Source organism: Candidatus Protochlamydia phocaeensis (assembly GCF_001545115.1).
GTDB lineage: Bacteria > Chlamydiota > Chlamydiia > Chlamydiales > Parachlamydiaceae > Protochlamydia_A > Protochlamydia_A phocaeensis.
The window spans coordinates 1-12,607 of the sequence record NZ_FCNU01000001.1 but is presented as its reverse complement, the minus strand read 5'-3'; the positions used below and the strand labels follow the sequence as shown (position 1 = coordinate 12,607).

General features: G+C 37.6%; 11 protein-coding genes and 1 pseudogene. 10 read left to right on the top strand and 2 right to left on the bottom strand.

Features of this window, described 5'->3' with window-relative positions; all coding sequences use genetic code 11:
• The first annotated feature begins 591 nt into the window (after positions 1–591).
• The 9 genes and pseudogenes from BN3769_RS00055 (at position 592) to BN3769_RS00020 (ending at position 6,986) form a co-directional block, all read left to right on the top strand.
• On the top strand, positions 592–891 hold the full coding sequence (locus tag BN3769_RS00055) for a hypothetical protein (RefSeq protein WP_068466311.1): 300 nt from the start codon (positions 592–594) through the stop codon (positions 889–891).
• Positions 892–1,268: 377 nt separating this feature from the next.
• Positions 1,269–1,805, top strand: coding sequence for a hypothetical protein (locus BN3769_RS00050; RefSeq protein ID WP_068466310.1), 537 nt, complete (start codon positions 1,269–1,271; stop codon positions 1,803–1,805).
• A 184-nt stretch (positions 1,806–1,989) separates the two neighbouring features.
• A pseudogene (locus BN3769_RS15195) lies at positions 1,990–2,088 on the top strand (transposase-like zinc-binding domain-containing protein); the annotation flags it as partial.
• Between the two features lie 18 nt (positions 2,089–2,106).
• On the top strand, positions 2,107–2,361 hold the full coding sequence (locus BN3769_RS14585; protein ID WP_068466309.1) for a hypothetical protein: 255 nt from the start codon (positions 2,107–2,109) through the stop codon (positions 2,359–2,361).
• A gap of 99 nt (positions 2,362–2,460) precedes the next feature.
• Positions 2,461–2,757: a hypothetical protein gene (locus tag BN3769_RS15330; protein WP_068466307.1), complete on the top strand. Its 297-nt coding sequence runs from the start codon at positions 2,461–2,463 to the stop codon at positions 2,755–2,757.
• A 246-nt stretch (positions 2,758–3,003) separates the two neighbouring features.
• Positions 3,004–4,065, top strand: a complete 1,062-nt coding sequence (locus tag BN3769_RS00035; RefSeq protein ID WP_068466305.1) for an alpha/beta hydrolase — start codon at positions 3,004–3,006, stop codon at positions 4,063–4,065.
• An 85-nt stretch (positions 4,066–4,150) separates the two neighbouring features.
• Complete coding sequence (locus BN3769_RS00030) at positions 4,151–4,381, top strand: AbrB/MazE/SpoVT family DNA-binding domain-containing protein (protein WP_068466303.1); 231 nt, start codon at positions 4,151–4,153, stop codon at positions 4,379–4,381.
• Positions 4,378–4,761 (top strand): type II toxin-antitoxin system death-on-curing family toxin, encoded by a 384-nt coding sequence (locus BN3769_RS00025; protein ID WP_195155512.1) that lies wholly within the window; start codon positions 4,378–4,380, stop codon positions 4,759–4,761. The genes BN3769_RS00030 and BN3769_RS00025 overlap by 4 nt, the downstream gene beginning before the upstream one ends.
• Positions 4,762–5,156: 395 nt before the next feature.
• The gene (locus BN3769_RS00020) at positions 5,157–6,986 is read left to right on the top strand and encodes an ankyrin repeat domain-containing protein (protein WP_068466301.1); all 1,830 of its coding nucleotides are present in this window, start codon (positions 5,157–5,159) and stop codon (positions 6,984–6,986) included.
• A gap of 153 nt (positions 6,987–7,139) precedes the next feature.
• Here the strand turns inward: BN3769_RS00020 and BN3769_RS00015 are convergent, their stop codons facing one another.
• Both BN3769_RS00015 and BN3769_RS00010 read right to left on the bottom strand, forming a co-directional pair.
• Positions 7,140–8,945 (bottom strand): serpin family protein, encoded by a 1,806-nt coding sequence (locus BN3769_RS00015; RefSeq protein ID WP_068466299.1) that lies wholly within the window; start codon positions 8,943–8,945, stop codon positions 7,140–7,142.
• Positions 8,946–9,274: 329 nt separating this feature from the next.
• The gene (locus BN3769_RS00010; protein ID WP_154017751.1) at positions 9,275–10,609 is read right to left on the bottom strand and encodes a YopJ family acetyltransferase; all 1,335 of its coding nucleotides are present in this window, start codon (positions 10,607–10,609) and stop codon (positions 9,275–9,277) included.
• Between the two features lie 317 nt (positions 10,610–10,926).
• Here BN3769_RS00010 and BN3769_RS00005 point away from each other — a divergent pair, with 317 nt between their 5' ends.
• On the top strand, positions 10,927–12,051 hold the full coding sequence (locus BN3769_RS00005) for an F-box protein (protein ID WP_068466294.1): 1,125 nt from the start codon (positions 10,927–10,929) through the stop codon (positions 12,049–12,051).
• Positions 12,052–12,607 lie beyond the last annotated feature (556 nt).

Sequence of the window (12,607 nt, the reverse complement as noted above, 5' to 3'; positions counted from 1 at the left end):
TTGGAAGGTATCGAAGATTGAGTAAAGACTATGAATATTATCCCTCAACTTCTGAAGCTTTTATCTATTTGGCAATGTCTAAATTAATGCTAAAACGTTTGACAAACCAAGTTTTTTAACAGGCTCTCAGCCACCTCAAGATTCTATTCACCAGAACATTAATAAGAGCGCTCATCTTTTAACCCATGTACCTGACTCATCTCTTCAAAGAACTTCTGTCACTTCTGACAATATTTCCTCAAAAACAAGACAGAATTATATTTCGTGGACTGAAGAAAAGACTAAAGCCTTTATGCAAGCTTTGACCCCTTATCTAACTTTTACCTCTGAGGGAAATCCTAAAGTTAGAAATTGGTCGCAAGCAGCTAAAGATATTACAAAAGAGTTGAAAAAATTAGATCCAGAAATAGAAGAGGTTGGTTTAAGATCTCTTCAACAAAAATTTCATGGATTAAAAAGCGAGAACAAATATCAGTCTAATAGCTTAAATCTAGCCTTTCTCAGCCAACAGAAAACTCTGACACAGAGCCGGAAGATAGGGAGGAAGAAGCTTCTATTTTATTTAACTCGCCTCTTTTATCTCAGCAAAGCATGCCTCAGGCAGTTCCAACCTTCCTTCAAGATGTTCCTTTTAAAGCAGAGCAGGCATTAAATCCTATTCAGCCTTACTCTCCTTTAGAACCTATTCAACAACCTGTTTCTTCTACTCGTTTATCTATTTCGAGAAAAGTCAAGAAGAACAAGAGGATATGGACAGATAGAAGGATTGAAGCCTACATTCAAGCTTTAACTCCTTATTTATTTTTTACCTCTAAAGGAAAGCCCAAAGTTCACAATTGGCCAAAAGCAATTGAGGCGGTCAAAAAAGAATTAAAAGCATTGGATCCGTAAGTAAAAGAATGGAGCGAAACGGCACTTCAACGGAGATTTTATATTTTAAGAGAAAAGAAAAATGATCTTTTGTACTCACTTTTCAAAAATAAAACTGACAAGGTTACGTTAGTAGGTCGGTAATTGGAAAGCATCCACCCCCTCCTGCAACCTTTCATTCAGGAAAAGATTGCAGGAACGCATGCTAAAGGACTTTTTATATACAAAATAAAGAGGGTGTAAGGAGCCAAAATCAGACAAGTAGCATTAAATCTATCAGAGCATCAATTTATAATTGATATAAAATCACAATAAAATTATAATAATTAATTTGAAAAAAATTAATTACATGTAATTCTTAAACTAATTAGATCGCTATTTCAAAAGGATAGAATAGTATGGTAAATAATAATGATTTCAACTCTGGGATTCAAGCAAATCCCACTTATACAAGGCAAGCATTAAACTCTGCTTCTAATCTCGTTCCAGATCCTAAATATCCACGCATTGAGACAGTTTTAAAAAACCTTTTTTCTGATACCACAACAACTCAAATACCCCCTAATTCGCAAACTTTAGGGTCTGTAATTTATCGTAAAATATCAAAAAAAGCACCCACTATTAAAAAGGTAACTGAAAGAGATAAAGCATTCATGGAAATTTTCCTCCCTTATGTCCATAAGCAATCTGACGTATTTTTAATTAATTGGGATAGAAGTTTTGATTCAATTAGAGATAAACTACAAAAAGTAGATTTAGTAAAAGGGCTAAAATTAAGAAAAGATTATTTACAAAGCAAATTTAGAGAGCTAAGAGACACTCCAGAATTCATTTCACTTTATAAATCAAAAATCTATGGTAAAAATTTAGAGAGTGAAAACAGTCTAAAAAATGAGAGGGTTGAATTTGATGCTAACTCATTCATTGATAAATGAGTAAGTTAGGAATATCTCTTATTATTAAAAATAAAAATTATTAAATTAATCATTTCCTACATTTATAAAAAATAATTACATATTGCATATGGTAGTCTAATTAATGGATATGATAATTTATTTTAATAAATGAAAGTTTAGACTATGATTTCTCTTCATTTCAAACGTTCACTTATTCAAAACTATGCGTACTAGCTGTCCAGATTGTAGATCAAGTAGATTTGTCAAGAACGGTATCAACAAACATTTCGATCAGAACCATTTATGTAAAGATTGTGGGCGTCAGTTTGTTTTAGAGCCTATGGCAAATCAAATATCAGAGCAAACCAAAGATTTGGTCAATAAGCTTTTGTTAGAAAGATTATCTCTAGAAGGAATTTGCCGATTAACAGGAGTCAGTCAAACATGGCTAATGAGCTATATAACAGAACTGTATCATTACGTTCCTGATGATTTGAATCTTATTATTCCACAAGATATAGAAGGAGTTTTTTTGACAAGAGTAGAGGCTGATGAGATTTGGAGTTTTGTTGGACATAAAGGAAATCGCAAATGATAGGGCAGGCTTAAGATATCACAACAAAACAAGTGATTGCTTGTCATATAGGAGGAAGAGTTTCCAAAGATGCTAAAGCTTTATGAGACTTAATTCCCGATGTTTATAAAAATGACGCTGATTTTTATACGGATCAGTTGGAAGTTTATCGAGAAGCAATTCCTGAAGAATTACATCACTCTTGTAAAAAAAAAGCGGCAAAACAAGTTTGATAGAAAGGCTCAATTGCACTTTCAGACAGCGTATCAGCCGATTGGTAAGGAAGTCTTTGTCATTTCTAAAAAGCTTTTTAATCATATAGGCGCCATTAAATATTTTTTATCTCATTACAATTTAGAAGCACTTTATAAGTTTTTAGGTAAAAAAGAATTAATTCCTATTTGGATTGAGTCTTAAAATCATCATAGTCATTAGTTAGACTACCCATTTGAGCAGGTAGTTAAATTTTTTACTTTTGATTTTCTTATGTTTAATAGAAGGACAGGCCTATAGGTTAAAAAATGACGTTTAAGTGGCGTCATGTCCTTTTCTTAAAAGAGGTTAAATTTGCCTATTTGAAATTAATGAATCTAAAAATAATGGATTTTTTTAATAAGTTTTATATAGAGTTGGTTTATTAACTTATTTTTAATAGGAGAAAGCATGAATAAGGTAGAATTCACTCCAATCCCTCCTTCTATTACTTATATGGTTCCTCCGCCTTCTAGTTATAATCGACCAGTGACGGTTGATTTTTCTCAAGAATCGATTTTCAGTTTTGAGTGGATCAAAAGAGGAGGACATCGCTTATGTTCAAAGATATTATTCCCCTCTTCCGATGGAGTTGAATGGGAAGAAAAAAGAATAAAGCTTCAAGAAGAATTTCAAGCGCAAAGAGTCTCTCTAGAATCTCCCGATGGCAGTCAATTAGATGGCATGCTTTTTCCTTCTACTAGCAAAGATGCCCAATTAGCTAAAAAGGCCATTTTATTTGCTCCCGGAGCGGATGGGTTTTATGAGGATAATTTTTCCTATTATCTTGTTAAGTTGATTAAACGGCATGTAGGAAACATCAATATTCTTATTGTCAATTATCCCGTCATGGCCAGCAAGGGAGAGTTAAATTTAGAATCCATGAAGCTCACCATTTTCAGCGGCTGTTCTTTTTTGATTAATGAGAGGGATATTAAGCCAGACGATTTAATTGTTTATGGCCAATCTTTAGGTGGCGTCGCTTCTATTAAAGGAACCCTCTTCTTTCAGCAAACTTATCCTGATGCGATGATAAATGTGATTAACGAGAGATCTTTTGCCGATTTTCCCTCCGTTGTCCAGCATACAGGAGGACGCGTATTGGGATTCCTGGGGAGAAAATTGTTTGAATCCAATAATTGGCAGACCCCTCATATAGAAGAGGAATTTAATAGCCTGAGAGGTCAGAAGTTTGTCATTTATTCAAAATATGATGGAGTAGTGGGAAAATCCAACACCCTTTATAAGCGTCTGAAAAGCAAAAAAGCCTTCTTGACGACCGATGTAAAAGTCCTGTTTATGGAAGGAAGCAAAGTGCAAGCGAGTGAGCATATGAGGCAATTTTCCGCAAAAGAAGAAATAGCCATTGGTCTTGAAATGCGCAATATGCTCGGATTGCCTACCCCTTCTGATTTAACTGCCAGCTTGGTTGTTAAGACCCTGAAAGCCGCAGCGGACGTATTTAGGTCCTAAATCCTCTTTAAATCTTGTAAATACGTTGTATTGACGAAGAGATACTTTTTATGTTAAAATGAAAGTATTCCAGAGGAGGCTAAAAATGATTAAGCGCTTGATTAAACATGGCAATAGCCAGGCTTTAGTGATTGATAAGGCCCTTCTGCAGGCTGCCGGATTAGATGAACAGGCGTCTTTTCAAATTACCGTTCATCCCGATGGGCTGACCATTCAGAGCGTGCGGGAAGACGCATCTCCGGAAGAGTTTCGGTGTGTAGCGGACAAATTATTGAAGTCAAAAAGCAAGCTATGGAAAAGCTTGGCCGATAAATGATCAAGTTTTTGCCGGTTGAAATGATCATTCTCTATCATGACAAGCTTATAGATTCCTATGGGGGAGTGCATGGCATTAGAGACATGGGGCTTTTGCTATCTGCTTTAGAGATGCCCAAAGCCCACTTATTTGGTGTGGAGCTTCATCCTACCCTTGAAGATAAAGCGGCGGCTTATCTCTTTCATATCATCTGCAACCATCCTTTCATAGATGGCAATAAGCGGACAGGAGGATTTGTGGCTGCTGTTTTTCTGGAAATCAACGGCAAATCTACCGACTTTCCAGATGAGGCATATGAAAGCCTTATCCTTGGAGTCGCAAGAGGAGAAATGAAAAAGGAAGACATTTCTCGTTTTTTCAAGAGACATCCCTCTAATTAAATTATCCTGCATATTAATAACCTGAGTTTGGAATTTTTTTACTCTTTCGGCTGCGTCAAAGCTGCGGAGAGGAACAAATGGCAAGCGCTTTTACGTCAGTCCAAAGGGTAAACTCCAAGCACAGGTTAATAAATCCTAAATCGATTATAGCAAGAGATTGCTGTCGAATGGTTAATTATCTATATTCGAAAGTATTTCTTCTTTGAAGGAAAAAACTCCAAATTCAGGTTATTAAGAATTCGATTGTTTCCAAGAGAAATCACTTGGTAGGTTTTTAAGTATCTTAATTAGTTCACTTAAAAATGAACAACTTTAAATTAAGTGTTTCAATTTTATGTGAATTAGATTAAATTGATTGGTTTTTTATTAATCGTTTAATTTTTAGGTTTTTATTTATGCTTTTTGAAAGTATTCCTTTACAGAATTTGAGTTTTTTTAGAAGTTATGAGTGTTCGCCTGATATGTTGGGACATGTTCTAGAGTATGCTGATGTGGCTACTCTTTATCGAACAAGCCGTCTTAGCCGCTCTTGGAAGCGACTATTTGAAAGCTCAATGAATCAAGCATGGAGCAATCTTTTCCAGCGCTTGTGGAATGAGAAAATTCCTCAAATACCGGGATGTTCACCTTATTGGCAATTCAATACGCGCTTTCGAGCGCTTGGCTTGCATTCTCTCAACCAGTGTCTGCTTGCCCTTGAAGAGCCGGACGTTATCGAACAAATTGATGTTTTGCGACGCACGCCTACAAATTTTTATTTTAATTCCTTCCTCTTGTCTAAGAAGCGCCATGTGATTTTAAAGACACCTTCCATTGATCTCGCCAATTTATTGGCGTTTCCCTTTGCACAAAATTTAGATCAATTGACGCTGCCGGATGAGGAAAAGCAGCGTTTAGCAAACGCAGCCGCGGTTTATAGAAATTACAATGAGTTTAATAATCATTTTGGTAATGGCAGCACGCTGATTTCGCGGTCTTCCTCTTATCGAGATTTGACCGTTTCTTTAATCGGCATACGCGTATTACAGGAGGGCATCCTATTAAGTCAGTCTCAGAACAACCATCACGTTCTAAATAACTTGCTCGTCCTTTTCAATACGCCCGATTGGATGAACGAAGATTGTGCTAAAAATTACAAGTATGCCCATATTTTCCTTGGATTTTGGCAAACTATTGATCCGGCAGGCTATGAATCCAGAAAGCAAGGGCTTTTATTTGCTGCGGCCAAAAAAGGAACCGTGGAGGTGATTGCTGTTCTCCTTCACTATATGAATGGCCATATTCTCGATGAGAATAAAAGAACTCCGCTGCATTATTTAAGTGAGTCCGGCGTGTTGGATGTGGAATTGGATTTTAATCAAGTTGTAGATGAGAAAGAAGTTCTTGGGGAACTGATCAAGCAAGGATGCTCGCCTTTACAGCGCGATGCGCAAGGACAATCTCCCTTGATGTTGGCTATCCAAGATTCTAATAAGCCTTTATTTAAGTGTTTACTAAACAATCTATCATTAACCGAAGAGGTATGGGGGCAAGTAGAAGAAGCCCTGTTGGGATTTGATGACTTATATAAAGAAGACGAGGATAAAAAAGCGATATTGAAAGTCGCGATGAGCTATGGATTTAGGATCGATCAAGATTCGTTCTTTTTTAATAAATTGTTTGTTTTAACAGAATGGAAATTGCTCTTATTTTGCTATGAATATTACTCGGATGAAGAACTCTTATCTTTGTTTTATCGCGTATTTGAGCATGCCGACAAAGATTTTTTACTGGCGGAAGAAGATACGCTGTCAAGCCTGAGCGATACCTTGGATGTGCTTTTGCCAAAGATGAAAAAATTTATCCTGGCTTTGAAAGAAAAAGCCGATCTTAATCGAGTCGACCAAAAAGGGCAGACGTGCTTGCATGCTTGCATTGTCTTTTTTGAGAAGCAAATCAAAAAAATTGAAGAGTTAAGATTTGCTCGCATTCAAGAAATGGAAGAAACAGGTGAAGAAGATGACTTTGAGGATGAGGCAATAGAAGCCTTAAACGTGATCGGGCCGATCTATTTGACCTTGGTCGAATCCTTGGCGACACCCATTAATACTCAGATGAAAGATCAAGAGGGGAATACTCCTTTGGATTTAATTGCAGATAGGGAAAGCGAGGCCTATCAATCTTTGTTTAATCGCTTGCAGCCTATTAAAAAGAAAAAATCTAACCGAGTGCTGCCAGGTCAATAGAAGGTGTTGTCCTGTCCTGTCCCCATCAGCGTCCATCAAGAGGCCAAGCCTACTGCTTGGCCCTCCCCATGCCAACGTTTATTGATTATTTTTAATAAAAAAGCCTCTAATGACATTAGAGGCTTTTAAGAAAAACCGAGCATGCGCTATTTGTTAGCTGCGCGCGACATAATAAACATCTTGAGAGGGATGCTCGATCAGCCGCAAACACCTGGCTTGAGTTTTGCCTTTATCTTTTTCGATGAAATAAAATTGCCAATCTTTTTCAAACATCACCAATTGACAATCATCAGGTGTAAAGTGAAATTGTTGGCTTAAACGCACTCCATTATAGACTTTCTTGCCATTTGCGTAGAGATAGCGTTCTCCATCAAAACTTAACTGCATACTCTCTGTATAGTGGATTAAGTCAAAACAGGTTCCATCTAAAGTTGTTTGCTGGATGATGCGGCAGGCGTCATAGGGATTGATAGAAGAGGGAAGCTGATCAAACAGGAGGGGCAAATCTTTATCGTTTCTGAGGAAATCCGCAGCCTTTTCGGGAGAGAGCGTTTGATTTAGGATAAGAGCGGAGAGGGAGAGATCTTCTTCTTTTTGATCTAACTCTTTTGCTTTTTGAGCTGTGACCAAGACGCTTGCCTCTGTCACGGTTCCTTCAAACAGAATGGTATCCTCTTGCATAATTAAATAGACAAAGGGACGATCTGCCCAGAAATGAGGATTAGGGTCTATCCCTTTATATGTCACAGCCGCTGTTGCTGCTTGCCCGGTTGTTCCTTTTTCATTTGAGCTGACTTTCACTTGATGCTTGATCAGGCTTAATCGATCGCGTCCGGAAATATGGGATAAAATTTCGTCAACGGGATATTCCATCTCCTGGAAGATAGGGAGAAGATCGACACTCCTATCTACTTCAAGCCTTGGCAAGTAAACGTTGACTTCTTGAGAGTATGCTTGCTTCAAGCAAGCCTTCACAAAGGCTGGAGTCATTTCTCTTATCAATTCGGGAAGCATCTTTGCGTTTTTAGGGAGGAAAATTAATTGATACAAAGGCTTGGAGTCCACGCTTTGATAATCCATTTTCAGCATTTCAAACTCTTCTGCTTGATAAAGGGCATATTTATTTTTTTGGAACATCATCATGGCCTGGGTACTCGTGCCATCCAAGCATTCAAATGGGTATTCATATGACCTACTTTTCTCAAAAGAGTGGTGCCACAGGGCAGTAAAAGAAATGGCATTGAGCATCGCGATCGCGTTCTTAGACAGGCTATTGGGAGAAAGGAGATGAGGGATTTTCCCATTTGTCTTATCCGAAATCCATTGGTTAATGCATGCTTCTGGCTCGGTCGTTTGGCGTATAGAGAAAACTTCCCCTTGATAAATGTCTTTGATCGTTTTGACAAAATATTCATTGGCCTCGCCTCCCAAAGCAAGCCCATTAGCCATTTTTAACTCAGCTATGCGACTTTGATTTTTGAGGCACGGTATGTTAATGGCTGCATTCAAGGCTGCATGGAAGCGGCTCTCTTGCATTTCTTCGCATCCCAAAGCAGACATCATCTTTTGCTTTGCTTTTCCATAAGGCAAGCCCTTGACAATCATTCCCAAAATAGGGGCAATGCTAATTGGCGATAGGCAAATGCTTCCCTCCATTTTACACGTTAACTCTTTGAATAAATCCAGAGAAAACGTTAAGAGGCCTGTGCGTACCGCTTCGATCTCTTCGGCAGCCGCAGGCATACATTCTTCTAGTGCATCGTTTGCTAATCTGATCTGCTTGCTCGTGATCTCGGCTCTTAATTGTTCCAAGCTCTCTGACTGTTGTCCGGCCAAACCTTGGCTTAAAGCAGAGGGGGGGTGATCAGCTGCTTGCTCAGAAGCGGGCTGGTTTTGCCTTGCTTGGGGAGGGGACGTTAAGGGCAAATAAACGGGAGGGATGGTTGATGAGGAAATCATTCTTTACTCCTTATGGATAGAGGTTTTTAGACACCTCGATCAAAAGTAAAGAAAGCTAGCCTTTTAGTGAACATTTTTTTAATTCACAATTTTTCCTTGATCTATCTTAGCCGGCCGCGCTTCTGTCTGTTCGGACTAGACATGGCAAGAAGCTTGAATGTAGGCCGCTAGCAATTTAAGGGCGCCCTAGGCGATTTTAAATCTTCCCTCGTTTTGTTGGTGCTTTTAGGATTTTAAAATTTATTAACCAGCGTGTGGAGTTTATCTAATTGCTTGGTAATCAGATAAACTCCACACGCTGGTTATTAGTCAAAGTGAAAGACCGGAAGCTAAGGAATTAGCTTTCCTTTGTCTATAAAAAAGATTTGGTATTTATGGAGAAGCAGCTCGATCTTTTGATTAATTTCATAATTATCAATATTAAGGCCAATTTTGCCTTTGGCTCTTAATTGGCCTTCAACAGAAGGATCTTCCAAGTCCTCGCTTGAATCGGGCTCTTTCAGATCGTCATCAATTTCTTCTGTGTGATTCGCTGAAACAAGCGTCTCCTCTTCTTCCATTTGCTCTTTTTCTATTGAAGTTTCATGGAATTGTTTTTCCGTATCTAACGCCTCATTTTTCCACTCACCCTCTAAATCTTCCTCAACATCTAAATCTTCTTCTAGATTTTCTGTGAGAGTGTCTTCAAAAAATATTTCATTATCATACTCCCTAATTTTTCTCAGTGATTGGGTCACTTTCATCATAGAGGGAGGTAAATGATCAAAAAGTTCATAATTAATAATTCTTTCCTCTTTTAGCACGCTTAATTGTTCAGACTTGATTCCCTGTTCTCTATTTTTTTCTATCTCACCCTCTATAAATTGAAGGATTTCATCACCCTGTTTGGCAAATTGGACCATGTCGCGCATGGCGAAAATTGCACAATTGTTTTCATCGGTTTGCCTGTCTAGTTTAGACACATAAATAGAAATTTGTTCGGGAGGAATGTCTAACTCTTTTCGTGCGGCTTCAATGACCTTATATATAATTACATCACTAAAACTTGAAACAGAAGTATCCTGATGACCTGTACTGTCTGTAATAACAAATTGATAATGCGGCTTGTCGGGCTCTTTATTCTTGTAAATAAGCAGGGGAGTAAAGTGAACGGATTGGATGCGACTGCTATCCCTGTAAAAATGTCTAATTCCAAAGCAGGCACGGTCAAGCGATTGATCTCCAATGAATTTGATGACTCTTTCCACTCCCTCTTCTAAATCTTTACATGCTCCATAATCGATGCGATCAAAAAATCGCTTTTGAGATTGAATATTTTGAAGAATCGTATCCACTGCAAGGGGAGTTAACTTTTCTAATTCTCCTGTATTTAAGAAGTAGTCTTGCGCTTTATTCCGATCGATAATCTTATTCATCATTAAGAATCGTATAGTAGTATTAAAGGTATCTACATCTTTGATTTGATGGCAATGTTTTAAAAAATCCAGAATATCGTTCTTAAAATTGCTATCTGTTTCATAGGCACTTTTAATACGCTCGCGAATTTTTACATATTTGCTATGCTCGCTATTTTCCGCATAATCCTTAAAAGCATCCTTTAAAAAGGTATTTAAAGAGTCAGGATTATTAATGGGATAATTTGAATTATTAATATCTGACATCATAATTCCACACCCCTATTTAAAATATTTGCTCATTTTTTATTATACCATTTTTAATTAGTTGTTATAATTTTTTTATAATTATTGTTTGTTTTAAATGATAAGAATATGGGTGTAAAACGAAAAAACCGGAATAATTTTTCCGTTCCTGTTTTTTTATTAATTATAAGCTGTTTGCGTTTTACATTTATTTAATTGAAAAATATTTTATAATTTGTTGTAAATAAAATTTTCTATATGCATTGATGTTATTTATTTTATTTTAAATTAAATTGTGATAAATTTTTAATTAATATTATTTTAATTAATAGGCGTTTACTATGAATATTTCTCAGCTTTTTGCTTCCAATCAAAATGAGCGTGATAATACGAGCTTCTCAAATCAACCGAATTGGCAAAACTTAGAAGGAATCAATCAACTTCCGTCTGAACTGTTGCAGTATATTTTTTCTTTTTTGACTCTTCATAGCGAGCGCACGCTTCTTGTCAATAAGGAGTGGAAAGCCTCTACGTTGGAGGTGGCAAGGTTTCAAAAAAACCAAGAAATTAAAGTGGTTTTGAATGGGTTTATCAATCATATCGCTAGCGGAAGAACTGAAGAGAGAATGCACCTTCAACGTTTTTTAGATCGTTCGCTTCTTCCGCAGCCTATCAGTTTTCCTCAAATTCAATTAGAGGCCGAAAAGATCGAAGATGGAATGGCTGTTATTTTAAAAAATGTGACAAAGCAGGAAGGCGAAGATTTAAAACAGAACTTACGCTCTTCTCTTGCGATGATTAAAGAGCCTGAAAGCGTAGTAATAGGAGAGCGCGTACTAGCTTTGAGTGTGATAAATGCCAAGCTAGAAGCTATAGATAGAAGATTAAACGGAACCTGTCCTCAAACGCTCCTGGATCTTGCTAATATAGCCATAGATTTTGCGAAGATAGGAAGAGTGGCGAAAGCGCTAGAAATGAGTGACTCTATTAGCAAAAAGCCCAGTATAAATCCAAAAGAGTATGCAAGTTATGCTCTCAGGGTTATTTCCAATCTTTTGGTCGGTCAGAAAAAATTAAAACAAGCCACTGCGGTGGCCCTTCAAATGGATTGTCCTTGGCGCCAACGGTTGGCCTTTCAAGCGATTCTTAAAGCTTATCTTTCCCTGAATCTTGTGGACCGGGCGATTGAGGTTTGCAATTTTATGAGCGGCCCATTGGGCAAATCGGCCGAGCTTTTGGGAATTGTGAACGAATTGGTAGCGAAAGGAAGGGTTGAGGAAGCGATTAAAATTGCTCCTAATATACTTAATCCGATTCATAAATCATTTGCTTATGGCTCCATCTTAAGAAAATTAATAGAGGTAGGCCGAGAAGAAGAGGCAGAAAAACTTGCTCAACACATGCCGGAAAGCGATTGGCAAAAATCACAAGCGCAGGCTGTCATCAAAGGGGTGATAAACCGATGAACTGACAAGCGGTAGGAAGCAAATGAAGAATGTCTGCATTTGCTTTAATCTAGCTCAGACATGTTGTCGGTTCAATAATCTTAGGCCAGCGATGATCGCTGTATCAATCAGCGGGGATAAAAGAAGGTAAAAAAGCCTTTTTCCGCAGCACCCAAAAGCAACTAATCGACCTTTGCTAATCCCAGTTCCCAACCCCACCAAGTCCGCCCAATTCGTTCATTCAAGCGATAGGTGGAATGCACAAAAAATGCAATTTGCAATATTTTTTATTCCTCTTACTATAAAGAGATTAAGAGTGATTTTTTTGCAGAAAATGCACTTTTTTTTATTTTGCCTGTTGCATTAATTTCCCCTTTTCGCTAATCTTTATGCATTCTTACGCAAACAAAGTCGTAAGAAATAGCGAGCGCCACTGAGCGTCGCAAAGAGTGTTTTGACAGTATAAGAGAGACAATGTGCAAGCATAATAAATAGAGCTTGTGTGGGGCAGGTTTACCTGTCTTACATATAAAGCACCGCTTTAAGCGGTGCAAAATAAACAACTCAGATTTTCAAG